The sequence below is a fragment of the Frankia sp. AgB1.9 genome (assembly GCF_016786355.1).
Classification (GTDB): Bacteria; Actinomycetota; Actinomycetes; order Frankiales; family Frankiaceae; genus Pseudofrankia.
Map to the genome: position 1 here is coordinate 12,787 of NZ_JADWYX010000011.1, position 26,416 is coordinate 39,202.

The 26,416-nt window shown below is 73.0% G+C and carries 15 protein-coding genes; 10 read left to right on the plus strand and 5 right to left on the minus strand.

Going from position 1 to position 26,416, the window contains the following annotated elements; translation table 11 throughout:
• Positions 1-45 precede the first annotated feature (45 nt).
• The 3 genes from car (at position 46) to I6A60_RS05900 (ending at position 4,365) form a co-directional block, all read left to right on the plus strand.
• Positions 46-3,585, plus strand: coding sequence for a carboxylic acid reductase (gene car, locus I6A60_RS05890; protein WP_238434855.1), 3,540 nt, complete (start codon positions 46-48; stop codon positions 3,583-3,585).
• Between the two features lie 110 nt (positions 3,586-3,695).
• Positions 3,696-4,061, plus strand: coding sequence for an ArsR family transcriptional regulator (locus tag I6A60_RS05895; RefSeq protein WP_203055571.1), 366 nt, complete (start codon positions 3,696-3,698; stop codon positions 4,059-4,061).
• Between the two features lies 1 nt (position 4,062).
• Complete coding sequence (locus I6A60_RS05900; protein ID WP_203019941.1) at positions 4,063-4,365, plus strand: hypothetical protein; 303 nt, start codon at positions 4,063-4,065, stop codon at positions 4,363-4,365.
• A 108-nt stretch (positions 4,366-4,473) separates the two neighbouring features.
• On the opposite strand, the gene I6A60_RS05905 is transcribed toward I6A60_RS05900, so the two are convergent.
• The 3 genes from I6A60_RS05905 to I6A60_RS05915 form a co-directional block, all read right to left on the minus strand.
• Positions 4,474-5,478 (minus strand): alpha/beta hydrolase, encoded by a 1,005-nt coding sequence (locus I6A60_RS05905; protein ID WP_203019939.1) that lies wholly within the window; start codon positions 5,476-5,478, stop codon positions 4,474-4,476.
• Between the two features lie 145 nt (positions 5,479-5,623).
• Entirely contained in the window at positions 5,624-7,420 is a 1,797-nt protein-coding gene (locus I6A60_RS05910; protein ID WP_203019937.1) for an NAD(P)/FAD-dependent oxidoreductase, read from the minus strand.
• 41 nt (positions 7,421-7,461) lie between these two features.
• Positions 7,462-9,117, minus strand: a complete 1,656-nt coding sequence (locus I6A60_RS05915) for an FAD-dependent oxidoreductase (protein WP_203019929.1) — start codon at positions 9,115-9,117, stop codon at positions 7,462-7,464.
• A 1,131-nt stretch (positions 9,118-10,248) separates the two neighbouring features.
• On the opposite strand from I6A60_RS05915, the gene I6A60_RS05920 reads away from it, so the two are divergent.
• From I6A60_RS05920 to I6A60_RS05940, 5 genes are read left to right on the plus strand one after another with little or no spacing between them, the layout of a single operon-like run.
• Positions 10,249-12,162, plus strand: a complete 1,914-nt coding sequence (locus tag I6A60_RS05920) for a hypothetical protein (RefSeq protein ID WP_203013579.1) — start codon at positions 10,249-10,251, stop codon at positions 12,160-12,162.
• Complete coding sequence (locus tag I6A60_RS05925) at positions 12,159-14,657, plus strand: RAMP superfamily CRISPR-associated protein (protein ID WP_203042223.1); 2,499 nt, start codon at positions 12,159-12,161, stop codon at positions 14,655-14,657. Before I6A60_RS05920 ends, I6A60_RS05925 begins: the two co-directional genes overlap by 4 nt.
• A 1-nt stretch (position 14,658) precedes the next feature.
• Complete coding sequence (locus tag I6A60_RS05930; protein ID WP_203013583.1) at positions 14,659-16,452, plus strand: RAMP superfamily CRISPR-associated protein; 1,794 nt, start codon at positions 14,659-14,661, stop codon at positions 16,450-16,452.
• Entirely contained in the window at positions 16,449-17,156 is a 708-nt protein-coding gene (gene csx19, locus I6A60_RS05935; protein ID WP_203013585.1) for a CRISPR-associated protein Csx19, read from the plus strand. The genes I6A60_RS05930 and csx19 overlap by 4 nt, the downstream gene beginning before the upstream one ends.
• Positions 17,149-20,004 (plus strand): TIGR03986 family CRISPR-associated RAMP protein, encoded by a 2,856-nt coding sequence (locus tag I6A60_RS05940; protein ID WP_203013587.1) that lies wholly within the window; start codon positions 17,149-17,151, stop codon positions 20,002-20,004. Before csx19 ends, I6A60_RS05940 begins: the two co-directional genes overlap by 8 nt.
• Positions 20,005-20,810: 806 nt before the next feature.
• Here I6A60_RS05940 and cas6 read toward each other — a convergent pair.
• Complete coding sequence (gene cas6 / locus I6A60_RS05945) at positions 20,811-21,644, minus strand: CRISPR system precrRNA processing endoribonuclease RAMP protein Cas6 (RefSeq protein ID WP_203013589.1); 834 nt, start codon at positions 21,642-21,644, stop codon at positions 20,811-20,813.
• Between the two features lie 221 nt (positions 21,645-21,865).
• Between cas6 and I6A60_RS05950 the strand changes: the two genes are divergently transcribed.
• The gene (locus I6A60_RS05950; protein WP_203013591.1) at positions 21,866-22,354 is read left to right on the plus strand and encodes a hypothetical protein; all 489 of its coding nucleotides are present in this window, start codon (positions 21,866-21,868) and stop codon (positions 22,352-22,354) included.
• On the opposite strand, the gene I6A60_RS05955 is transcribed toward I6A60_RS05950, so the two are convergent.
• A complete protein-coding gene (locus I6A60_RS05955) occupies positions 22,329-23,474 on the minus strand; it encodes a hypothetical protein (protein ID WP_203013593.1) in 1,146 nt (381 codons plus the stop codon). The two genes, I6A60_RS05950 and I6A60_RS05955, sit on opposite strands and share 26 nt — an antisense overlap.
• 378 nt (positions 23,475-23,852) lie before the next feature.
• On the opposite strand from I6A60_RS05955, the gene I6A60_RS05960 reads away from it, so the two are divergent.
• Complete coding sequence (locus tag I6A60_RS05960) at positions 23,853-26,369, plus strand: hypothetical protein (protein WP_203013595.1); 2,517 nt, start codon at positions 23,853-23,855, stop codon at positions 26,367-26,369.
• Positions 26,370-26,416 lie beyond the last annotated feature (47 nt).

Sequence of the window (26,416 nt, forward strand, 5' to 3'; positions counted from 1 at the left end):
TCAAGGAACCGGCGAGCCGACGGGAGCAGAACAGCGATGTCTCTGATGGATGTGCGTAGCCCGGCCGAACGCCTCGCCGAGCTGACGGTGGCGGACCCCGAGCTGCAGGCCCTGCGGCCCGACCCCGACGTCACCGCGAGGGTCCGCCGGCCCGACCTGTCGTACCAGCAGGTCATCACGACCGTCCTCGACGGCTACGCGTCACGGCCGGCCCTCGGCCGACGCAACTACGAGGTGATCCAGGACGAGGCGGAACGCAGCCAGCGGTCCTACCTCGCGGGCTTCGACACGATCACCTACGGAACGCTGCACGACCGCGTCCGACGCCTGGCCTCGGCCTGGCGGCACGACCCGCGTTACCGGGTCGATCCGGGTGACTTCGTCTGCGTCCTCGGTTTCACGAGCACCGACTACGTGACGGTCGACCTGGCCGCCGCCTACGCGCTCGCGGTGAGCGTCCCGCTGCAGGCGACCCTGGCCGCCGCCAACCTGGGCGACATCCTCACCGACACCGCGCCGACCCTCCTGGCCGCCGAGCTGGCCGACCTCCTGCTGGCGGCGACGCTGGCCGGGGCGCACGGCTCGGTCCGGACGGTCCTCGCGCTCGGGTTCGACGCCCGGGTCGACGAGGACCGCGCGCGCCTCGCCGCGGCGGCGGCGGAACTCGCCAGCAACGGTTCGACGGCGCGCCTCGTCACCCTCGACCAGGTGCTGGCCGACGCGGCTGGGCTGCCCGCGTGGGAGCCGCTGCCAGCCGCCGAGTCGGGCGCCGACCGGATGACGCTGCTCGTCCATTCGTCCGGGAGCACCGGCACCCCCAAGGGCGTGATCATCACCGAGCGCACCACGAAGGCGCAGTGGGATCCCGGGGAGCGGCCGGCCCCGGTGATCCGGCTCGCCTTCGCGCCGCTTAACCACATGGCGGGCCGCAACGTCGTCTACTCGGCGCTCGCTCGCGGCGGCCGGGTGAACTTCACCGCGGCCAGCGACCTGTCCACGGTCTTCGAGGACATCCGGCTCACCCGCCCGACCGAGGTGCTGGCGTTTCCCCGGATCCTCGAACTGATCCACCACCACTTCGTCCGCGAGGTCGTCCGGCGCACGGCCGACGAGGGCCTCGACGTCGAGGCGGCCCGCGCCGAGGTGATGCGGCTCATGCGCACCGAGTTCCTCGGCGACCGGGTCTGCACGATCGGTGGGGCGGGCGCGCCGGTGACGCCCGAGGTGGGCCGCTTCACCGAGGAGTGCTTCCAGGTGCGGCTCGGCGGCGGCTACGGCTCGACCGAGGCCGGCACGATGGCGGTCAAGGGCCGCGTCCTGCGTCCCCCGGTCCTCGACTACCGGCTGCGCGAGGTCCCGGAGCTCGGCTACCTGCTCACGGACAAGCCCTATCCACGGGGCGAGTTCTGCGTCAGGAGCGAGCGGGCCACTCCCGGCTACTTCAAACGGCCGGAGGCGACGGCCGCCCTGTTCGACGCCGACGGCTTCCTGTGCACCGGCGACATCGTGGAGGAACGCGGCCCGGACCAGATCGAATGGATCGGGCGTCGCAACGACGTCCTGAAGCTCTCCCAGAGCGAGTTCGTCGCCGTCGGCGCGCTGGCCACGACGTTCGAGAACGGCAGCGCGGTCATCGACCAGATCTTCGTCTACGGCAGCTCGTCGCGTTCCCACGTGCTCGCCGTCGTCGTTCCCAACGCCGACGTGGTGCGCGACCGCCTCGGCGACGGCGCCACCGAGGCGGCGGTGCGCGACCTGATCCGGGCCGAGCTGCGCACTGTGGCAGCGAAGGAGGACCTGCGGACGTTCGAGGTTCCTCGTGACTTCATCGTCGAACACGAGCCCTTCACCCACGAGAACGGGCTGCTCTCCAGCGTGCACAAGCGCATGCGCCCCGCGTTGGAGGCCAGATACCGCGCGCGGCTCGAAGAGCTGTACACGGAGCTCGAACGCCGGCAGACCGAGGACCTCGTCGCGCTCCGGAACCTCGACGGCGCCACCAGCGTCCTGGACAGGGTGGCCCGAGCGCTCGAGGTGGCGCTGGGGGTCACCGACCTCGACCCGGCCGCCGCGCTCGGCTTCGTGGACCTCGGCGGTGACTCACTCGGTGCGGCGACGTTCGCCGCGATGCTGGCGGACATCTTCGGCGTCACCGTGCCGGTCAGCGCGATCCTCAGCCCCGCGGGCAGCCCACGGACCTGGGCTGCCCTGATCGAGTCCACTCTCGACCAGTCCGTCACCCGGCTCGCGACCTTCGAGCGCGTGCACGGCCCGGGTGCCCGCCGCCTGCGGGCCGCCGACCTGGGTCTCGCCGCCTTCCTCCCGGCCGGCACGCTCGCGAACGCGCCGGTCGAACCGCCGCCCGCGGTGTCCACCTGCGTGCTGCTCACCGGGGCCACCGGTTTCCTCGGCCGCTTCCTGTGTCTCGACTGGCTCGAACGCCTCGCGGCGACCGGCGGGACGCTCGTCTGCCTGGTGCGCGCGACCGACGAGGCCGCGGCCAGGCGTCGTCTCACCGCGGTGTTCGACACCGATCCCGACCTGCGGCGGCGGTTCGCCGAGCTGAGCGACGGCCGGCTGGAGGTCGTCGTCGGCGATGTCGCGCAGCCGTGGCTGGGGCTGACCGAGCAGGAGTTCGACCGCCTGGCGCGCGACGTGGACCGGATCGTCCATCCGGGCGCGCTGGTCAACCACGTCCTGCCGTACCAGGACCTGTTCGGACCGAACGTCGCCGGGACGGCGGAACTGGTCCGGCTGGCGCTGACGCGGCGGCAGAAGCGTTTCGACTTCGTCTCGTCCGCCGCGACCACCCATCTGATCGACCAGGACCCCTCCGACCAACAGGACCCCTCAGCCGACGCGGACTCGGCACCCGATGAGACCGCGCCACTGCTCGACGAGATCGACCTCGACCGGTTCCGGATGGGCTACGGCGTCAGCAAATGGGCGGCGGAGCAGGTGCTGCTGCATACGCACCGCGAGTTCGGGCTGCCGGTGAACATCTTCCGCGGCGACATGATGCTCGCGCACCAGCGGTACCGGGGGCAGATCAACGTGCCCGACGTCTTCACCCGGCTGCTCACGAGCGTCGTACTGACCGGGCTCGCGCCGGCCTCGTTCTACCGGTCCGCAGCGACGGCCCCGGCGCACTACGACGGCCTCCCGGTGGATTTCGTCGCCGCGGCGATCGCGGGAATCGGCGCCCAGCCGAACGACGGCCTCCGCTGCTACCACGTCATGAATCACCATGCGGACGACGGGATCTCGCTCGACACCTTCGTCGACTGGATCGTGGAAGCGGGCTACCCCGTCGAACGGGTGCCCGACTACGGCGTCTGGCTCGACCGCTTCGAGACCAAGCTGAAGGCGCTGCCGGAGGCGCGGCGTCAGCACTCGTCCCTGTCCGTCCTGGCCTCGCTGCGCACGCCCCGCCCGGTCGACCCGATGCCCGGCACCGAGCGGTTCCAGGCGGCGGTCAGCACCCTTCCGGTCGGCCCCGGCGTACCCGGTCTGACCAGGGATTTCCTCGGCAAGTGCCTGACCGACATGGCCCACCTCGGCCTGATCCCGCCCTTGCCAGCCTGAGGCCGTAGCCGCGCCCGGGTCAGACCTGCTGGCCACGGCTTCGCCTGGCGACGTTTGACATCTACCTCTGGCACATGCAAACTTTTTCTTGCTGGTGCCAAGGAGGTGTTGTGGGACAGACTGAGATCACCGGAGACGAGCTGGTTCGGGTCTTCGCGGCACTTGCCAACCCTCACCGCCTCCGGACGATCGCGGCGTTGGTCGGTGGGCGCGCCTATGTCAGCCAGCTCGCCCGGGACCTGGGGATGAGCCGTCCCCTCCTGCAGGTCCATCTGCGCCGGCTGGAGGCCGTCGGCCTCGTCTCGCCGCATATCGAGGTGTCCGAGGACGGCAAGGCCATGAAGTTCTACGAGGTCGCGCCCTTCGCGCTGACCGTCACGCCCGAGATTCTCGCGGCGGCCGCCGCGCCCCTGACCACCGACGCGGACGGAGCGCCTGAACGGCGCTCCGCCGAATCACGCGAGAACGGAGACTGACATGAACACGACGTGGGCGGACGCCGCCTCGGACGCACATTCCTGGTCGATCGACGGAATGGTGTGGACGTTCGGCTCGATGATTATCTCGCTGTTGTTCGTCGGACTGCTGGCCTGGTTTCTGGTGGCCCGGTCCCGCGCCAAGGTCGCCCTCAGCAAGGAGTCCAGCTACCGCACCCTCGCCAACGACGCGACCGACGCCCAGTACCAGACCTCGGAGAAACTGACGGACATCGGCAAGCAGCTCGCGGACCTGACCGGCCGCCTGACCAGCGTGGAACGCCTCCTGCGCGAAGTCGAATAACCCGACCGTCAGTCCACCGGACGTGACTCGACACGGCGCCCGCCGGACCACGGCGCCATGGCCGGAGGCCGACGGCCGGGAGCCGGGTGATGGGGAGCCGGCGGCAGGTCAGGCCTGGCCCGGGGCGAAGGCCGTGGCCAGGGCGGCGTACACGTCGCGCAGGAGCTGGGCGGTGCGGGGGGTGCGCGGGACGGCCACGAAACCGCCGTGAATGACTCCGGGGTAGACGTGCAGCTCGACGGGGACGCCGTCCCGGGAAAGCCGGGCGGCGTAGGCGAGGTTCTCGTCGAGGAAGGCGTCGACGTCGCCGACGCCCAGGTAGGCCGGCGCGAGGCCGGACAGGTCGGTCGCGCGGGCCGGGGCCGCGGTCGCCGGGACGTCCTCCCCCGCCAGGCCGCTCAGGTAGGCCTGCCAGCAGAGCCGGTTCGCGCGCAGGTGCCACAGGCCCCAGTGGCCCGGGTCCTCGATCGCGCGGATCGACGGCGTCACCTCGCGGTCGTCGAACATGGGGTAGACGAGCAGTTGCAGGATCGGCTGTGCGCGGCCGGTGTCCCGCAGCCGCAGGCAGAGGGCCGCGGCGACGCCGGCACCCGCGCTGGCGCCCCCGATGACCAGGCGCGCGGGGTCGACGCCGAACGCCGCCGGGTCCTCGACCAGTCGGCTCCAGACCGTGTCGGCGTCGTCCAGCCCTTCCGGGTACGGGTGCTCGGGCGCGAGCCGCCAGTCGACCGACACGACCGCGCACCCGAGCTCGATGACCATCAGGTCGAAGCGGCTGTCGTTCTCGTCGAGGTTGCCCATGATGTAGGCGCCACCGTGCAGCCAGAGCAGGCAGGGCAACGCCACACCGGGGTCGGCGCCGGCAGGCCGGTACCAGCGGACCCGGACGCCGGGCCGGCCGTCGACGCCGGCGATCGTCTCGTCGGTCCTGGTCACCAGCGGGTTCGGCGGGGTCAGCGGCGCGGCGACCTTCGCGTAGGAGGCGCGGATCGTGTCGATCGACGTCAGGTCCCAGCGGGCCAGCCGGTCGAGGATCGCCAACGTTCCTGGCTCCACCCGCGCGTTCACGTCGATGGCGGGACCTTGTGAGCCTCTTGCGTCGTCTTCAGGCACCGCGCATCCTCGCTCGATTCCAGGAGCCGGACCGGGCTCGCGACGGGGTGCGCCGCCAGCCCGACCGACCACGAAGGGTGGCCACGGGCCCGCGCCGCGGGGACGGCGGCGCGAGCCCGGGCCTGGTCCCGGTCAGCCAGTCCGGTCACCCAGCGGTCGGCTTCTCCGGGTCGACCGGCTCGACGCCCTCCTCGATGGCCTTGATGAGCAGGGCCATGAAGCGGGAGTAGAAGCGGGCCATCCGGATGAAGCCGGTGCCGAACCAGAGGCCCGGCTGCGCGGAGCGGCGCCAGGTGTTGGCGTACTCGCCGTCGGCGGCCCGGCCGTACGCCTTGTCGATCTTCTCGGCTGCCTTGCCCAGCACGGGCTGCAGGTGCCCCCAGAACTGGTGGTAGCCGGTCGCGAAGACGATGAGCTCGACGTCGTCAAGGGTCGTGCCGTCGGTGTAGATGACCCTCTTGCCCTGGATCTCGGCCACCTCGACGCCCTGCTTGAGGTGGACCCGGCCGTCGGCGATCAGCTCGGAGGCGCCGATGTTGATCTGGTAGGCGTCCCGGCCGGACATGTGCGCGCCGATGATGCCGGTGCCGTCGGGGCCCCACTCCAGCTTGAAGCCCTGGGCCTCCAGCTGGTCGAGCAGCGGGCGGTCCGCCTCGGCCGCTTCCTTGACCAGTCGCTTGTTCAGCTCGTCCACCCGCTGGTTGGGCAGGCAGTAGGTCATCTGGTCGGCGAAGTCCGGGGTGTACGGCATGTACTCGGTGAACAGCGTCGACCAGAACCGGTGGTACGACTCGTAGGTGACGACGTAGGTCGCGCTGCGCTGCAGCAGCGTGACGTCGGCGCCGTGCTCGAAGAGGTCGTGCGCGAGCTCGTGCCCGCTGACGCCGGCCCCGATGACCAGGGTCTTCTTGCCGGCGAAGTCGCCACCGTTCTGGAACTCGTCGGAGTGCGACCAGATGCCCTCGAAGTCCTCGAGCCCCTTGATCGGCGGGATCTTCGGCGCGCCGAACATGCCGCCGGCCACCACGAAGTGGCGCGGGTGCAGCTCCTGGATCGTGCCGTCCTCGCGCCGGATCTGGATCGTCCAGCGCTGCGTCTCGTCGTCGTAGTGACCGCTGAGGAAGGTCGTCGAGTGCCAGATGTTGATGTCCATCAGCTTCGCGTACGACTCGAGCCAGTCCGCGAACTTGTCCTTCGGCGTGTGCGCCGGCCAGTTCGGCGGCAACGGCATGTACGGCAGGTGGTCGCCGAACACCGTGCTGTGCAGCGCGAGCGACGCGTAGCGCTTGCGCCACTGGTCGCCGACCCTGGCCTCCTTGTCGATGACCAGCGTCGAGACGTCGAGGGCGCCGAGGCGCGCGGCGATGGACAGGCCGTTGTGGCCGGCGCCGAGGACCAGCACCGTCGGGTCGGCGTCGGCGAAGGAGGCTTCCTTCTCCCGGTCATCCGTCCAGCGGGTCCGGCCCGGCACGACGCCGTAGACCTTCCCCTCCCGACGGCGGTCGCGGACCAGCTCCGGGTGGTCCTGCAGGCCGATTACCTGCGTCTGCAGGATCTGGGCCCGGTAGCCCTCGCCGTCCGCGACGAGCATCACGTAGCCGCGGTTGTGGCGGTCCTTGGTGGTGAAGTCGACGAAGGCGTTGATCGCGCCGTCGGTCACCACGGGTGCCTGCTCCTGGCTCACCGCGAAGTCGGCGGCCTGCCAGGTCTTCGCGAGCTCCAGGAACCGCGGGACCGTCTCGTCACGCCCCACTGTGTGGTGGAAGTCCCAGAGGAAGGCCATGAAGTCTCGCCACGACGCCTCCTCGGTGAAGAGCTCGGCGAGCGCGGTCTCCGAGCCGCTCTGCACGGCCGCCGCCAGGCCAGTGACCCAACTGGCGAAAATCGGCTCCGCTTCCCGATCGGTGAGCTCCCGCGACGCCTGGTCAACCGTTTGTGTCATCCGTCGTCTCCCTGTCACACCTGAGGCAAGTGCGGCCTTGGTCACCTGTCGCCGACAGAGTCGGTAGCGACACCTGAAATAACAGCGCGGTCGCGCACAGCGGCGCGCCCGGCGCTCATCCCCCACACCCCGGCGACCGCGAGGGTTGCCCCGGCGCCGCCGTAGACCATGCCGGTGGGGCTGGCCATGACGTTGCCGGCGGCGTAAAGCCCGGGGATCACGTCCCCGTCGACGTCCAGGACGCGTCCTGTCTGGTCGGTCCTGGGGCCGCCCTTCGTCCCAAGCAGCGACGACTCGACGCGCACCCCGTAGAAGGGCGCGGTCTCGACCGGGCCGAGCGTCGAGGCGGGCGAGTCCGGGTCGAGCATCCGGCCACCGGGGAACCGGTCGAACGCGCTTTCCCCGCGGCCGAAGTCGGGGTCGGCCCCGGCCCTGGCGTGCTCGTTGAAGGCGGCGACGGTGGCCTCGACCTGCTCGCCGGGAAGGTCGAGGGCCACCGCCAGCTCCCCGAGGGTGTCCGCGCGGGTCACCCAGTCCGGCGCCGGCGTGCCAGGGCCGGCGCCCAGCACCCCGAACCGGTCGACCACCGACTGGTCGAAGATCATGAAGCTCGGCAGGTTCGGGTACTCGAAGCGGGACGCGTCCAGCTGGTGGAAGGCGCCGCCGAAGGCGTTGTAGTTCGCGGCCTCGTTCGCGAAGCGGCGCCCGTACCCGTTGACCATGACCGACCCGGGCAGCGCGCGGTCACGCGACGCCAGCAGGCCGTTGTCCCCGCCGTCGCGGCGCACCCCGGGGAAGCTCACCGCCGGGGCCCACCACGCCTCGCGCATGTTGCCCAGCTGGGCGCCGACGCGCATCGCCATCCGCAGGCCGTCGCCGGTGTTGGTCGGCGCGCCGAGCGGCCTGGTCAGCGGGCCCCGCAGGAAGTCGCGCACGAGGGCGGCGTCGTACTCGAAGCCGCCGGTGGCCAGCACGACGGCGCCGGCCGACACCGCGGCGACGCCGGCGGGGGTCTCGATCTCGACCCCGGTGATGGTGCCGTCGTCGGTCAGCAGCCGCAGGCCCCGGGAGCCGGTGGAGATCTCGACGCCGACGCGCAGGCATGCCTTGAGCAGCCCGGCGACGAGGCCCCGCCCGAGTCCTTCGGAGCCGGCCAGCGTGCGGTCGGCGAGCACGTCCGCCGGGAGCACGCCGGTACCGCCACCGAGTGGCGTCTCCCGGATGAGCAGCCGGTTCGGGAGACCGGCGATCCGGGCCGCCCACTCGCCGAGCTCGGCCAGGCCGACGAGGCCGACCTCGATCGAGCGCCCGCCGCGCGGCAGGCCGCCGGGCCGTTCGGGGTGGTAATCCGGGTAGCCCTCGACGAGCTGGAAGCGCAGGTCGGTGTGCTCGTGGATGAAGTCGACGTACTCGGGGCCGCCGTCGACCAGCGCCTCGACGAGCTCCGGAAGGATCATCCCGTAGGAGAGGCTCGCCAGGTACTCCAGGCCACGGGCCCTCGAGTCCTCGACGCCGGCGTCCCGCGCGGGCTGGTTGTTGGGGATCCACACGGTGCCGCCGGAAAGGGCGGTCGTGCCGCCCAGCAGTTCGGCCTTCTCGAAGAGAGCGACCCGAGCGCCTTCGACCGCCGCCGACAGCGCGGCGGTCAGCCCGGCGGCGCCCGAGCCGAGGACTAAGACGTCGTAGCTGTTGTGCATCGCGAGCCCTCACTGCCACGAGACTGCGCAGCTATCAGCATGCAGCTATCAGCGTGCCTGGGTGCATGGGTCATGGGTGCAGATAATGCACTCGACTGTTCTGATAGTGCAGCAAACGGAGATTACCTTCGGTGGTCAGATCGAGGCAAGACCTCGCCTTCGCACTCCTGGCGGGCATCGCGCCAGGTCCGACGAGGGCAGGGTCGGAGTACTTCACATCCGTCGCGGCCGGGCCCCGCCGGGCCCCCGAGGGCGGGGGGGGCCCCCCAACAACCTCCGAGGCACGCCACTGGCGACCCCGAGCCGTTCGACGGCTTCCGTCTCTCGGAGCTGGCGTACCTGCACGGGTTCGAGGCCGCCTGATGGAGTTTCAATCCGATTCGGTGTCTGGTGGCCTGAGCAACCCCCTCGAACACCACGACATGGCGATCGCCAGGAAGGTTTCAATCCGATTCGGTGCCTGTTGGCCGGTGCAACATCCCTACTGTTCACTATAGGTTTCAGGTGTCAGCAGGTTTCAATCCGATTCGGTGTCGGGTGGCCGGTGCAACCGCCTGCGACCGCTCGCGCGTGATCCGCGAATGGCTGTTTCAATCCGATTCGGTGTCTGGTGGGCTGGTGCAACCAGGTATTCGATCCGGGGTTCAAAGACCCACGTAAGTTTCAATCCGATTCGGTGTCTGGTGGCTGGTGCAACCCTGCGTGAGCTGCGGGTTCCGATCGTAGCAGTCGGAGTGCCTGCCGGTAGTCGGTCACTGTCGTCCGGTTTGCCCTGGTTCTAGCCTCGGAACCTCCCGGGGATTCGGAGGGCGCCGGGGGTTCCGAAGCCGAGCCAGGACGCGGCGGGGCCAAGGCCCACCCGGATCGGACTCCCCTCGAAGATCGTCTCGTGGCGCGGCCGGTGCGCTCACCGATCGACGTCAGCCATCGCTGGTCCTGTCCGTCAGACAGGGGTGACAGCCGGCCGGGGCCAGCCCAGGGAAGTCCCGAATCCAACGCGGTGCGTGACCCTGGCTGTGCTGACCGGATCCGAACCGTTACCGTCATTGCCCACGTGGATTCCCAGGACCACGTGGCGATGACCAGCTCAACGGGGGAGCTGCTTTGAGCGCGCTACTTGCGGATGTTGACGTGACAGAAGGTGGTCCCGCGCGGCCGAGCCGGCTGATGTGGCTGGTGCTGCTGGAGACGTCGGGCAACCAGGCGTACATCTTCGACACCAACCGTCGCCGGGAGAACGTCGGCGCTTCGCACCTCATCGCCTCCCTTGGCGAGTGGACCATCGACGCGCTCGTCCGTCTCGGGATGGCCTCTCGGAGCGCCGTCCGGGACGCACGGCTCCCGACGGCCCAGGCCGAGGTGCTGACGACCGCTGCGGGGCGCGTCCAGGTCCTCGTAACCGACCCGGAGCAGGGGCGCGCGCTGGTCGCGGCTGTCACCCGGCACGCGTTGGTCCGGGCGCCGGGGCTGGACGTCTGCGGCGTCGTCGTCCCGTTCGACTGGACTGAGGCGAGCACCGACGGGCCCGGCGCGACCGGGCGTACGCTGCCGGCCGCGACCCGGGAGGCGAGCGGGCTGCTGCCGCGCGTCCGCGCGGCACGCCCGGCCCAGCCGTCGGCCCGCTTCGCCCGGCTGCCGATCGCCGAGCACTGCCGGTCCAGCTCGCTGCCCGCCGCCGGGCTCTACGACGTGGTGGACGTGGAGACGCTGCGGGCCGCGGCCGAGGCGGGCCTTACCGAAGAGTTGGAGGAGCCGGAGCCGCGGTCGGCGTTCTCGCGGGCGAAGCTGCGTGCTGTCGACGGCGCGCGCACGGCCGGCGATCTGGGTGGCGTCGAGAGCGCGTATGACCGGCTCGCCGCCCTGCTGCTCGCCCCTGGGGCGGACGACGAGCTGGCGCGCACCTGGACGCCCGGCGACGTCCCGCCAGCGCGCCGCGCGACCGCCCGCCGTGCCCTGCAGACGACCGCCGACCATCTGCAGTCCGACCGGGAATGGGTCGCGGTCGTGCACGCCGACGGCAACGGGCTCGGCGAGGTCTTCCTCGGCCTCGGCGCCGAGATCGCCGACCGGTCGGCCCGGGAATGCGCCGATATTCTGCGGGACTTCTCGGCGGCCGTAGAAGCGGCGACGGTCGACGCGTACCTGGCAGCCGTCGACGAACTCGTGCGCCTGGGCCTCCTGCGCGCAGAACGGACCGGTCGGGACGCGGCGCTGGACGACCCGCTTTCCCGGTTCCGAGCCGAGGTGCTGCCGCTCATCCTCGGTGGCGACGACCTGACGGTCGTCTGTGAGGGCAAGGTCGCGCTCGCGTTCACCGCCGCGTACCTGCGGGCGCTGGAGGAGCGGACGCAGGTCCGGCTGGGCGCGGTCGTCAACGAGTACCGACTGCGCCCGGAGCGGGCGAGGAAGCTGACGGCCAAGGCCGGTGTGGCGATCGTCAAGCGGTCGTACCCGTTCTCGTCGGCCTACCACCTGGCCGAGTCACTGATGGACGAGGCCCGCCAGGTCAAGACACGGACGACAGGCGCGAGCGGCCTGGCGTTCCACGTCCTGTACGACACCGCCGCGGCCGACCTCGACGCGCTGCGAGCGCGAGCCACCCTTGACGACGGTGTCCGGCTGCATGCCCAGCCCTACGTCGTGACCAGGCCCGCCGACGGCTGGGACGGCTGGGCCGCCCGGCACCGCTGGGTCGACCTGCTGGAGCAGGTAGCCGCGCTGCAGAAGCCGGCGACGGGCCGAGAGGGCCGCGCGCTGCCGCGATCGCAGACCCACGACCTGCGCGCCGGCCTGCAACTGGGCCGCGAGGTCGCCGACGCCCGCTACCGCGGCCTGCGCGCAGCGGCGGGCGCGAACCGTTACGAGGGGCTGCAAGCGCTCGCGGCTCCCGACGGGACGGCCACCTTGTTCTGGGACGACGACGAACGGCCGGACGAGCCTCGCTGGGTTACCCGCTACCTCGACGCGATGGACGCCGAGGAATTCCTCGCGACGGCCTCCCGGCTCCACGACGAGGCTGTCGCCAGCGGAGAGGACGCACAGTGACCACGACGATCGCCGCGCCGCAGCCACCAGCTTCGGGCGAGGTCCTCGGATACCGGCTCGAGATGCTCTCCGACTGGCACGCGGGCAGCGGTAACGGCCGGCCGCGCGACGTCGACCGGCTCGTCGTCCGCGACGCCGACGACCTGCCGTACCTGGCGGCGAAGACCGTGACCGGGTTGTGGCGCGACGCCTGTGAGATCGCCGCGCGGGCGCTCGACGAGGCCGAGGACGGTCCCTGGTCCCGCTTCGTCGACCGGCTGTTCGGCAGTCAGGCTGGGCTGGGAATCTCCCGCCGGGTCACCACCTCGACGGCGGATGGGGCTGGCCTGCCTGGGGCGCCGCCGCGGGCGGCGCTGTCGGTTCGGGCCGCCCGGCTGTCTGCCGGGCTGCGGGCGGCGCTGCTCGCCGCCGACCCGGCGGTCCGCCAGGCGGTCACGTTCGTCAAACCAGGAGTGGCCATCGACCGGCGGACTGGGCGGGCGCTCGACCGGATGCTGCGGTTCGAGGAGCAGGCTCGGGGTGGCGTTGAGCTGACCGGCGTTCTCACCCTCGATCCGGACGGAGCGCTCGACGAGGGCGCTCGTCGGCACGCCATCGCGCTTCTGCTCGCCGGGGCGGCGCTGGTCGAGCAGATCGGCGCGAAGCGTCGCCGGGGCAACGGCCGCTGTCGGCTGACGGTCGACGGCCTGACCGTCGCCCACTGGTGGACCTGGCTTGAGGCCGCGCCGCCGCCGGCCCCGGTCTCGCCCGCGGTCCCCGCGGTGCGGCCCGGTTCGGCGTTCGCCCAGATCGCGGCCACCTCGGCGGGCTGGGAGGTCGCCGAACTGCGGCTCGTCCTCGTCGATCCGGTGCTCGCGTCCGGCAGGCTCGTCGGCAACGAGGTGTTCGGTGGCGACCGGATCCCTGGCACGACACTCGTGCCGAGTGTGCTGCGCCTGCTGGGCGAACGGGAGCGGCGGACCGGGCTCGACGGGCAGGCGGCACGACGGGCGCTGCTCGCTGGCGATCTCATCGTCACCGACGCGACCGTCGAGCTCGCCGAACAGCGGGCGCTGCCCGCGCCGCGCACCGTGCTGAAGCAGAAGGCGGCCTACGGACCAACGTTCCCGGTCGTCAACCGGACGCAGGTGCGGGCCGACGAGGACCTGGGCCAGCTCGCCCGGTTGGGTGACGTCTACGCCGCGTCCGAGCCAGCTGAGCGTGGCGACGGCCAACGGCTGCTGCTTGGGCGGCCCCAGCACGAGATCCACACGCATAACAGCGTCGACGACGCCACCCAGCGCCCGACGGCGGAGACCGGCGGCGGCCTCTACACCAACCGGGCGCTTCGCCCGGGGACCGTGCTGCGGGCCGAGGTGCGGGTCCGCGCCGGCCTGCTCCCCTCCGGCTGGGCGGCGGGGCTGGCCGGCGAGTGGACCGCCGGCCGGTCGACGAAGGACGACTACGGCCGGGTCCAGGTCAGCCTGGTCGCCGACAGGCACGCGCCCACCCTGGCCACGGTGCCCGCCGGGCGGCGGCTCGCGGTGTGGCTGCTGTCGGACCTGGTGCTGCTCGACGAGCGGCTGCGCCCGTCGCCGCGACCAGACCTGCTGCGCGCCGCGCTGGCCACCGCACTGGGCTTGGTTAACCGCGAGGCAGCTGAGGGCCGAGATCTTCTGGTCCCGGTTTCGGCGGAGGAACTGCCGGCCCGTGACGACGAAGCGGCCGTCGACGCTGGCGTGCTCATGCGCACCGCGCTGGCCGCCGGACGAGTCGAGTCGTGGCACGCCCGCTGGGGGCTGCCTCGTCCGACGTTGGCCGCCTTCTCCGCCGGCAGCGTCGCCGGCTTCGACCTGGACGCCAGCGTGACCCTTGACCCGCAGCGGCTCGCCGACCTGGCGCAGGCCGGCCTCGGCGAGCGCCGCGCCGAGGGCTTCGGCCAGGTCGCCGTCGCGGTTCTCCAGGACGGCCCGGACGACGAGACCCTGCCCGGCCCTGGCCGGCTGCTGACCGACCTCGGGCAGACGATCGCCCACAAGGCGAGCGGCACACGCCACCGGCCGGCGGCGCCGGGCCAGCTCAGCGCGTGGGACGCCCAGACCCTGAGCCGGCTGCGCGCCGAGGCGTGGCGGGCGGAGATCGCCCGCCGGTCAGTGGCGCTGGCCGCTGACCCCGAGGCGCACCGCACGGCGCTCGGCGCGGACATCGCGAAGGTGACGCCGTCGCAGCTGGCACTGCTGCACGAGCTGCTGCCCCTGCTGACCGAGCCCGGTGGCGCGGCTGAGGTCGGCGCGCTGGTCGACCGCATGGTCGACGCGAGGCGCCGACGGTCGTGGCCGGGCAACGTCGGTACGGCAGTCCGATCGCTGCTTGTCGAACCAGACAAGGTGTGGACGCTGCTGGGCTGGCCGTCCGGTCTCGACGACGACCCGGAGCTGCGCCAGGCGCTGCGCGCCGAGGCGGTCACCACGCTGGTCCACACGCTGCTCGCGGCCCGCCGGAAGGGGATGAGCTGACATGGCCGGACGGCCGCTACACACCCGCCTTCGGGTCGCCGGCTGGTTGCGCCTCGGCGCCCCGCTGCACGTCGGCGGTCTGGGACTGGACGCCGACGTCGATCTGACGGTCGCCGTCGATGGCCAGTCCCGGCTCTACGTCCCCGGCACGAGCCTGGCCGGCGTGTTCCGGAGCTGGCTGGTCGGCGAGGCCGACGTCACCGATGTCGACGAGCGCTCGCCGCTCGCGCTGTGGGGGTACGCCCTGCGGGCTGACGCCGACCCCGACGACCCGGGCGAGCGCCGCGGCCGGCGGGTCGCCGCCCCCGAGGCGCGGGCCAGCCGGATCGTCGTCCGCGACGCGCTGGTCTGCGCCCGCCGGCCCGCCGACCCGATAACGCCGCCTGGCGACGAGGAGCTGCTGGCCCCCGCTCGCCTGGAGGTCCGCACATCGGTCGGCATCGACCGGCACTCGGCCACGGCCGCGGACCGGATCCTCTACTCCCGGGCCGTCGTGCCCGCCGGCGCCTACCTGCACCTCGAGCTAGACGTCGAGAGCGGCGCCGACCCGGCCGTCCAGGCACTCGACCGGGCGCGACTCGGCGCGCTCCTCGGCGCGCTTGCGGCCGGTGAGCTGCGTCTCGGCGCCGCCGTCAGCCGTGGACTCGGCAAGGTTCAGCTCGACGAGGACGTCCACATCGTCGAACACGACCTGACGAGCCGCGCCGGACTGCTCGCCTTCCTGCGCGACCCGACCGGCGAGAACGGCGTGCCCGGGTCGCCGCGCGTACAACTTGCCGACCTGCGCGGCGCCGACGACTACCGCACGCCGGTGGAGCTGCTCACCGTCACGATCGACTGGGCTCCGCGCGCCCCGGTGATGGTCCGCGCCGACCGGGCCGGGCTAGTCGCCGACACGTTGCCGCTCGCCGGCGCCGGCGGGGAGCCGGACGACGCCGGCAAGGTCCGGCTCGTGCTGCCCGGGTCGAGCCTGAAGGGCGCCTGGCGGGCCCACGCCGAGCGCATCCTGCGCACGACAGCAGGCAGGCCCGTGGCAGCGAGCGCCACCTCGGCGCCGGAGGAGTTCCACGATCAGCTGCGCGACGAGTGCCTGCGGCCCGCCTGGGCGTTGTTCGGCGAGCCACCCCGGGCCGCCCGGGCCGCCGGAGGGGAGTTCGATGTCGACGGCGTGCCGTGGGGCCGCGGTGCGCTGCGCGTCGATGATTGCGTGAGCGCCCGGCCGCTGGACGCCGGTGAGTGGGGTCTGCTCGTGCGCGGCGAGCCGTCGTCCCGGGTCGTCGCCGAGGGCCTGCCCGACGACGACAGCCGGTTCACCCGCCAGCTGCGCAACTGGCTGGCCGAGGCCGGGCTCGCCCAGGCCGACCACGTCGCGATCGACCGTTGGACCGGCGGCGCGGCCGACAAGCTGCTGTTCTCCGTCCTTGAGCCCTGGCGGGTCGCCTGGCGCCCGCTCACGCTGACCCTCGACGTCACCCGGCTACGTCAGCTCGACGCCGGGTCCGCCGACGCGGCCCCGGCGGACGCCGCGCCCCGCTGGCAGGTTGTCGTCGCGCTCCTGCTTCTGCTGCTGCGCGACCTCTCTGCCGGGCGGATCCCGCTCGGCGGGTCGGTGAACCGTGGCTTCGGCGACGTGGCCGTTAGCCGGGTCGGCCTGCGCTGGACCGGCCGTTCGCCCGCCGGGTCGCCCCCCGACGGCGAGGTCACCCTCGCGGACCTGCTGGGGACCGAGCTCGGCGCCGAGCTAGTCGACGCCTGGCGGGCCTACCACCTCGACCGGGAAGGGGCAGCCGCGTGAACGCCACCACCACGACCGCGTGGGCGACCGGAGCGCCAGTGGGCGCGGCCGCTGGCGACCTGCGCCTGGGCTGGCGGCGGGTCGACGGCCCGCTCGCCGCTGCGCTGCGCGCGGTGCTCGTCGAGCGGCCCGGGTTCGCCGGCGCGACCGCGCTGCTGTCCACGCCGTCGGCGTTCCTTCTCGCCCGGGTGAGCGCCGACGGCGCGTGCGTCACCGCCGACGGCACCGCCGTCGACCCGGATGACGTCTTCGAGGCCCGCGCCTTCACCGCGGACGTCGAACTGCGCTGGGTCCGCCGCCTCGCCTCCGGCGAGGGCGTCCTGCTCGGCGAGGACGTGACCGGCGGCGGCGAGGCGACCGGTCTCGCCGCGCACGACGGCCACTACCTGCTCTGGGGCGAGCACGAGCCGGCCGCCGACCGGGCGGGCTGGCGCGCGTTGTCGTCACACCGGATCGGCCTCCTGCTCGTCCCCGCGGACGGCGGCGTCGCCACCGCCCCTGGGAACCGGCTGCGCCTCGTCGTTCGCGAGTACCTCGCCTACGACCTGCCTCTCGCCGAGCCCGACCCGTCCGGGGACGCGATCGACGTAAAGGGACACGGCAACGCCTACGTCCTGGACGAACGGCTCGTCCGCGTCGAGGCCTACCAGTTCGTCCGTCAGATCAGTGCGCAGGCCGCGAACCCGGGAGGACGGCATGGCTGACGTGCGAACCGGGCGGCTCGGTTGGCGCGAGCGACCGGACGGTACCCGCGAGCTTGTCGTAGTGGTGGGCGGCAAGTCGCAGCGGCTCAGTCGCCCCGAGCGGGAGCTGACGGACGAGCTGCGCAAGCTCTACGAAGACGAGTCCCCGGAACTCGCGAAGTTCGAGGTCGACTTCGAACACGTGAAGGCGCAGCCGAGGCGCGTCCGTCGCCACGGCGAGCCGTGGGTGGCGCCCGGTGGCGGCGCGGATGCCACCCGGCGGGCGGTGGCCCCGGCGGATGGCGCGGGTCCTGTCTCGGCCGAGCCGCTGGAGAAGGTGCGCACCGACGCGTTCCTCAACCCGTACACGTTCGTCCCGGCGCTGCCTCGCCCGGCTCTCGCCAAGCTGCCTCCCGCGGCGGCGGACCTCGGTGACCGGCTCCCGTCCGGCCACGACCGGCTGGACGACGACCTGTGGACCGGGCAGATCGGCGTCCGGATGACCGTGCACACCCCGCTACTCCTGCTGGACACCCCCGCCGCGGTGACCGACGACAAGGGCCACACCACCTACGGCCCGCTGCTGCGCGGCGGTGCTGTCCACCTGCCGTCGACGGCGGTCAAGGGCCTGCTGCGCGCCTCCTACGAGGCCGTCACCAACTCGCGCTTCGGCGTCTTCGCCGGCCACGAGGCCCCGCTCGGCCACCGGATGTCCGCGAGCGCGGGCCTCGGCATGGTCCCGGCCCGGGTCAGTGACGACGGCGAGTCCCTCGAACTGCTTACCGGCACGGCCCCGCTCGGCCAGCGCACCGGCTCGCAGGCTGTGATGTACGCGGCCTGGCTGCCGGCCTACCCGCCATTCCACCGCGAGGTGCCGATCGTGGCTGAACGACTGCCGGGCTGGCACACGAGGAAGGCGGCGATCCGGCTGCGGCTCGTCCAGCACCACCGCTGGGACAAGCGCCAGCAGACCCACGTCGCCGACTTCCGCTACTGGCGGGTCACCGCGATCACCCCGGACGGCCAGGGCCCGGGCACGCCGTCGCCCGCGCTCACGCGGGCCACCACGCCGGCCGACCGGCGCAGCTGGCACGAGGTGCTGCCTGACACGCTGGACACCGTCGGCTGGGTGTCGGTCTCCAACCGCAACTTCAGCCGCAAGCACGACGAGCGCGTCTTCTTCGGCACCCCCGTCCGCAGGGAGCTGACGAAGCGGCTACGAACCGACTGGACCAACCTCGTCGAGAACTACCGGTACGCGCACCGGCACGCCGACATCTGGGGCCGCCGGCGCGGCGACGAGGTCGCCAAGCCGCACGAGTGGCTTGACGGCGAGGCCGGCAAGGCGGCCAAGACCGGCTGGAGCCGCCACCAGTACGCCGCGGGCGCCGAGCGGCTTTCCCCCGGCGACCTCTGCTACGCCCGGCTCGACGCCCGCGGCGACGTGACGGCGCTGTTCCCGGTGATGATCGCCCGCGAGCTGTTCGCCGCTTCTCCGCTGGACCTGCTGCACCCGACGCTGCGCCCCGCCGCCCAGTTCGACGCGCTGTCCCCGGCGGACCGGGTCTTCGGCTGGGTCCACCAGCGCGGCCCGTCCCCGGCGGGCCGGGACGATCGCTCGGGCCAGCCTGCGGCGGCCGGCAGGGACGCCGGAGGCCGGCGGCCGCGCGCGGCGTATGGCGGCCAGTTGCGAGTCGGCCCGGCCAGCTTCCGCAGCCCCGACGGGGGTGACGGCCTCGACCGGTTCGAGGGCCGGGGCGTGCCGCTGGCGATCCTCGGGCAGCCGAAGCCGCAGCAGGGCCGCTTCTACGTCGCCGCCGGCTCTGTCGACGCGCCGGCCCCGCTGCCCGACCGGACCCCTCGCTCCGCCTGGTACGCCTCCGGCCGGTCGCTGCGCGGCCGCAAGACCTACCCGCACCACGCCGGCCTGGCGCCCGACTACTGGTCCAAGCCGTCGGAGGACCGGACCCAGACGGCCGACGGCCGGGGCCGCTACCAGGAGTACCGCCGGCCCCACCAGGCGCCGGACGGCGACCTGTTCACTCCCGGCCGGGACGCGTTCGCCGTCGGGACGACCGAGCAGGAGGAGCAGCGGGACAACCAGAACCGCTCGGTGACGGCCTGGGTGCGCCCCGGCGGGGAGTTCCGCTTCACCCTGGACGTACGCAACCTGTCCAACCTGGAGCTCGGAGCGCTGCTCTGGCTGCTGCGCCGCCCCGCGGACGAGTACCACCGGTTCGGCCTGGGCAAGCCGCTGGGTTTCGGCAGCGTGCACCTGGACCTTGACACCGCCGCAACACACCTGCGCCGTGGCGACGACTGGCGCCGCCACTACGTGGACTTCTCGGCCGAACTGCCGGGCGAGAACCCTGACTTCCGCGCGCTCGCCGGGCACTTCGAGAAGGCGGTCGCCGCGGTCTGGCGCGGAGCCCCGCAGCTGGCCGCGTTCCGGGCCGCGGCCCAAGGCGACCCGACGGTCCCGGTCCACTACCCGCGGGTCCGCCCAGCCGAGCTCGACGTCCGCGCCGCCATCCCCCCAGACCCGCGCGGCCAGTCCTTCCAGTGGTTCGTCCAGAACGAGCAGGAACGCGCCGGCACCTTCGTCCGAGCCGTCAGCCTCCCACCCGCCGACGGCGATCCCCTTCCCATCCACCCCGCCCCCGAAGGCCGCGGCGCCGCCGGCCAAGGCCGCGCCGCCAGCGCACAGGGCCACGGTCCCGGCGGTCCGGACCAGGCCCGCCGCCCTGGCGGCTCCGACCGCGGCCCGTCCCAGGAACGTCGCGCGAGTCCACCGCCGGCCGTGAACCGTGTACCCCGCCCCGGCCCCGGGCCGCGGCCGGGCCCACCCCGCAACCCTGGCCAGCCCTGACTCAGGGCTGGCGAGACCTACCCTTCGAATTCGAGAACTTTGTAGTTTGTCAGTGGCTGTCCACGGACGTCCGCTGGTGCAGGTCACGGGCCGTCCGGATTCCGTGGTCGTCCACGCTCGTCCGTCGTTGCCCGCCGGTTTGGCTGCCGGGCGACTGCTGCGTCGTCCCGGCAGTCCTCCTGATCCGGTGGGCCTCGCCGCGTCCTGGCTCCGCTTCGGAACCCCCGGCGCCCTCCGAATCCCCGAGAGGTTCCGAGGCTAGAACCAGGGCAAACCGGACGGCAGTGACCGACTGCCGGCAGGTACTCCGACTGCTACGATCAGAACCCGCAGATCACCCAGGGTCGCACCGGCGACCACACACCGAACCGGATTGAAACCACCACGGCTGTAAGGCCGCCCGCGACTCCTACGAAGTCGCACCGGCGACCACACACCGAACCGGATTGAAACTGTGGCAATAAGCCTGTTACGTCGGAAGAAGGAGTCGCACCGGCGACCACACACCGAACCGGATTGAAACCTCGACGAAGACGCGGGTGCCTCGGTACTGGGCGTTGCACTGGCGACCAGACACCGAACCGGATTGAAACCAGCTGTAGTTGTTCTTCGCGGTGTCGTGGTTCGAGGTTGCACTGGCGACCAGGCACCGAACCGGATTGAAACTGGTCGCACATGCCGGATCGGCCCGACTTGGGCTGTTGCACTGGCGACCAGACACCGAATCGGACGGAAACGCGCGTACCCTGCCGATCGGCTCGACGGCGAGCTACGAGAGATCGTGGCGGCCGCTCGCGCCCTGACCGTTACGCGGGAGCCTTCGCAGCCGTAGGCCGCAGTTTGCCCGGCGCGGGGATCGCGAGGACGTGGCCCATGCCGACGGTGGTGCGGTCGCCGAGGCCCGCGTAGGTGGCGAACGTGGCGAGGGCGGACAGGGCGTGGCGGGCGTCGACGGAGACCGACGCGGCTTCGGCAAGCGTGTAGCGGACCGTGCCGACGGCGCCGCGCAACGGCGGGACCTTGGGTTTGACGAGGTGTTCGGCGCTGTGCAGGTCGAACTCGACGACCTGCAGGTTGCGCTCGGCGGCGTCGACGGCGCCGCCGAGGTCGAACGCGGCGCCATCGGGCCCGCGCAGGTCCGGCGCGTTCGTCCGCCAGCGCTGGGCCAGCGAGGTGAAGACCCATTCCGGCTCGGGGAACACCCGCTGGCGGCGGGCGCCCTCCTCCCGGGCCGTGCCGAACGCGCACGGCGTGACCAGCTGGAAGCCCCACGACGTCGCCGGGAGTGCCTCGCTCGCGAGGTCCGGATAGGGCAGCAACGCGGCAATCTCGGTGCCGGCGGCCTGGTAGGTCGTCTGGCCGATCCGCCAGGTCGCGGCGCTGGACAGCGCGTGGTGGAACTGCGCGAACAGCGCGTCGACCAGGATCCCGACCTCGAAGCGGACCTGTTGGGAGCCCCGGCGCGGCGGCCGGTGCTGCTCGTCGAGCAGAGGGGTCAGCCGGTACGGCTTCGGTGGCGGGTCGTCGTGCAGCCGCGCCGCCAGCGCGGGGTCGACCCTGGCGACGGCGGCGAGCACAGCGGCGGCGACCGCCGGGCCGGTCTGCGGCGGCGGCAGCGCCCCCGGCGAATCCGCTCGCAACCGCACCACGATCCGCGCCGGCACCGCCCACCCCCGTCGATCTGCCCGCCCATCATCGTGCCCGGTCACTCTCCTCGGACGGACGGGTAGTCGCTTGCGGACGATCCGCCGGTGTCCGTCTGGCACTCGTGGGAACCCGGGACCGCCGCGGGAGGGCTTCGGCCGAGGGCTCGGTTGGGCGGATCGCGCCGGGACGGCCGGACACACGGCTGCGCAGGGAGGTGAGGGCACTGGACGAGGAGCCGGGAGCGGCGCGGTTCAGTGCTCCCCACGTCCGGCGCCGGTTCGGGCCGGTCGAGGTCGAGCGGATCGGCGCCGCCGTGCTGGTCGAGTTTCGCGACACGGGCCTGCGGCTGCTCTGGGACGAGGCCGGCCCAGCGGACGCTCTCGCTGTCGGTGCCGGGATCGCGGCGCTGCTGCGGTCCGAAGGCGGCGGGTGCCTGGCCTGGCCGGAGCGGGTCCGGCCGCACGTCCGCCGCCGGCTGACCGACCCCCCGCCCGCTCGGCCGGACGTGGTCCGCCGGCTGTCGGTCGCCCAGGAGCCGGAGGGAGTGCGGCTCGCGGTGGAGACGACCGTCCCCGGCTGGGCGCCGGTCGCTGCGGTGCTTGGCCTCGAACAGGCCGCGGCGCTCGCCGACCTGCTCGCGCCGGGGCACCGACGGGCCCGACCGGCTCGGTGGCCGGTCACGCCGCCCGCTCCGGCCGGGTGAGCAGCTCGTCGAGCCACGGGAGGCCAGCCTCGGCTGCCAGGGCGGCGAGCCGGGCGACCTCGGCTCGAGCGGCGGCCTCGTCCAGCCGCAGCAGCCGCCCGCACCGGCCCGCCAGGTCGACCGTGCGGCCGTAGCCCGCGTCGACCAGCGCGGTCAGCAGCGCCACGAGTGGTGGCTCGCCGGTCCGCCGCTCGCTGCCGAGGGCGTACGCGGCCGTGATCTCGGCGCGGAGCGCACGGCGGGCGACCTCGGCTCCCAGCCCGTCCGCGTCGTCGAGGCGGGCCGTGGGCCGGGGCTGCGCGGGCCGGGCCGGGAGGCGCCCGTCGCCGCGAGCGGCCAGCGGGCCGGCGACCAGCGTCTCGTAGGCCTGGGGCTCGTGGCGGCGCAGGAGTTCCAGGCCGCGCTCCAGGGCGGCCCGCGCGTCCGACGCGCTCCCGCCCAGCCTGGTCTGCGTGCTCGGCAGCTGGAGCGGGCTGGTGACGTTCGCGTGCAGTCCCGTGACCAGCTCGCGTACCGCGCCGTCGGCCGCGGGGTCGGCCGCCAGCGGCGCGCGGGCCGCGGACTCGTCCAGCGTCCGCATCGGCCGGGCGGGCATGCCGCGGCGGACCGCGTCCTTGCGGACGAGATCGATGTCGAGCTTCTGGGTGGGGTACCAGACGAGCTGTCCCCAGGCCTTGCGTAGCCAGACCTCGTCGGCGACCGGCGCCTCGGCCGGGCTCGTTGCCGGCGTGGCCACGCCGGACGGGCGTGAGCCGCGGGCGGTGTACGCGGCGAGCTGCCGGCCGGCCTCGTCGACGTCGAGCGACGCGGTCGGGGCGGGGTCGGACAGGCCGGCGACGAGGTCGCGCAGCTCGCGCAGCGGCTCGCCCGCCCGGGTGACCGGGAGCTCGCCCCGCGCGCAGGCGCGCAGCTTCCGGTACGCGTCGAACAGGTAGGTGTTGACCAGCTCGCCGCAGGTGTCGCACAGCGTCTCGCGGTCGCAGGAGCACAGCCACGGCACGCTGGTCCGCACGACCCGTCGTATCCGGACGACGAACGCCGGCCTGAGGAACCGGGCGAGGGCGAACGCCGCCACGGTGTCGTCGGCGTCGAGAAGGTCGCAGACCTGAAGAACGCTCACGGGCGGCGCCTCCGGAGGCATGACGAAGCAGGCCACCATGGGCCGTTCGTCGATCACCCACCCGAGTCCGGGCGGGAGCCACCCCGAAGTCCGGGGCGGCACCGGAGCGCCGGCCGGAGCCGGTGCGCCGCCCGCGAGGGACTACTGCCCCGCGGGCGATGGTGGTCACGACATGACCAACCGAGGCCGACACTAGGTGTTTGCCCGGCGGCGCGTCAACGCCACCGCGGCCGTCACCTGCCGTGAGGGCCGATGGTGAGCAGATCGCCGGATCCGGCCTCGCATGGAGCCGCCTCACACGGTGGTGCTGGACAGCGGGCGCAGAATGTGAGGTTCGCAGGCGGTCGCGACCGATTCCGAGAGCCTCGGGGGTGCTCGATGCGGGTGGTCGTTCATGCGCTGGGGGATTCCGACCTCGGGGTCGAGAGCAACGAACGGATCCGCGCGGCGCTGGCCGGTCTCGCGTTCGAACGCGACCTGCGGCACCAGATCGCGCACCTCGCCGCCGCGCTGGACCGGCGCGACGAGGCCGAGGTCCGCCGGCTGCTGCTGACGCCGGCGGCGAGCCCGGACCGGGGGCCGCGCAGCCACGTGCCGCTGCAGGTCATGCTGCGCGGCTTCGGCCCGGGAGACCGGCTGCTGCTGATCGCCACCGCCACCAGCGGGAACCTCACCGGGCTCGACACGGCGCCGCTGGCCGGGCTGCTGGCGCGGGCATTTGACCTGGTCCCGGACGTCTACGGCCCGGTAGTGCCGGCGTTCGCGGTGGAGCAGCTGGTCATCGCCAAGCCGGCGCTCGACGAGGGCTACGACAGGCTGTCGGGCTGGTTGTCGGCTCCCGGCCGCCTTGCCGGCGTCAGCGAGATCGTCGCTGGCGTCGGGACGGGCGCGACCGCGCTCGCGTTCGGCTGCCTGATGGCGGTGCTCGAGGCCGGTCCGGCGGTCCGCGTGTGGCCGATCCAGGAGGCCGAGCACGGCCGGCTGGTGGATATCCCGGTGACGAACGACCCGACGGCGTGGCTCGCGCGCAGGCGGATGTTCGGCGCTCTCGCCGCCGCCGTCGACCCCGTGCACACCCGTACCCGCCGCCTGCTGGAGCTGCTCGACGCCCGCCAGCGTCTCGACCCCGGCCGCTTTGCCGCCTTGGCGGAACTGGCTGACGTCCCGGTGAACGGGCCGCTGTCGCCGGACCGTCCGGAGGCCCTGGCCGACGCCTTCTTCGACCGGCTGACCCGCCGCGAGGTCCAGGCGACGATGATCGGGCGTGCCTGGCTGCTGTCCCGCTACAACGAGCTTCGAGGGGGCGACGACCCGAGCTGCGAGCCGAGGGAGGAGCTCAGCACCTTCATCAGGCGGGTGTGGCGAGAACGGGGCTACCGCCGCCACCGGAGCGCCGCCGTAACGTTCCTGCTCGACAACGAGATCATCAACGACGCGGCCCAGGACAACCACACCCTGCGGGCACCGAAGCCGAGCTACCTCGCCAAGGCCGCCCAGTACGCCCAGGGCGTGCACGACCGCGACCCCCGCCGAGCCGAAGGCAGTCTGCGCGACCTGCCCGGCCTCCCAGCGGACCTCGACCCCTTCGTCTGGGTGCCGGCGGCCTCCGGCCGGGTCCTCGTGTGCTACTGCGTCGGCACCCAGGAACGGCAGGGCGACGACCGTCCCTTCGCCGACGCGGTCTGCGATCCGGCCTGGCGTGAGCGGATCGGCGCCCTCGTCGACGCGCGGACAGACGGCGGCGCACGCACCTCGATCGTCCCGGTCGTCCGCCTCGTCGGCAGCGCGCCACTCGGTGCCACCCCGACCGCCCCCGGTAACGCCGGCACCATCGGCGCGGCTCGGGAATCCGCCCGCTACATCGGCGAGCACCTCGGGCTGTCCCCCGACAGCGCCGACTGGCCCGACACGGTCGAGGTACCCCTCACGATCTCCACGGCCCGTGACCTCGTCCGGGACGCGCTGCTTGCTGAGACGAGCATTTTCAACGTCGAGGCCGTGCTGGTGCTCGCCGGCCCCGGCGCGAACCAGATGAACCTCGGCCTGCTGCTCGCTGCGACCGACGTCGCCGTCACGATCGGCAGCCCGGTCTACGTGGGCGAGCTGGTCCCGGCAGGCGACGGCAGGACCGCGATCCGGCTCGCCGCCAGCCAGGTCGCGGCGCTGCCCGGCTACCCGCACCTGCTCGCTGGTGTCGCCCGAGAACACCTCGCCGACCTTGAGGTCAGCGCCGCCGCGGACCTGCTGCGCCGCGGCGGGCGCCGGCTCGCCCCGGTCGCGGCGCTGGCCGAGGAGCTGCGCCGAGCGTTCGTCGACGTCCACCGTGGGGTCGTCGGCGTTGACGCTCCGGCCGAGGTCGCCCGGCGGATCGAGCTGATCCGGGCCCTGCTCGCCGGCGTCGGCCGGTCCGCCCGGCCAGCCCTCGACGACTGGCACGCGCTGCACCTCGCGATGACCATGGCCGACGCGATCCTGTACGTGCGCGGTGGTCCGAAGTGGTACGCGGGGAAGCCGTTCGGCCGCGCCGCCTACCGGCTGCGCAGTCAGGCAATCGTCGCCCATGGCGACCAGCTCAGATCGTTCACCGCCGCCCTGCGGGACCACCCGATGCCATCCGGCCGAACGATCCGCACCTGCGACGCGCTGCTGCGCCAGGTGCAACGCGAGCTCGACCCCCGGACGGACCCGCGCTCGCCGGACCGCCGCCGCCTGGTCACCCGCTACGAAGAGCTGCGCACCGCGCTCGACGAGCTGTTCCCTCCGCTGGCGTCCGCCGCCCTGGTTCCGGCGGGCCCGGTACCAGAGCACTCCGGTCCGTCTGACCCGAGCGTGCGCATCGGTGCGAGTTCCGGCGATGAAGCCTCGCCCAGGCCCGACGACGCCGTTCGTGCTTGACGGCACGCCGGGTCTGATCGAAGGAGAGCGACCGAGTCCACCAGAGC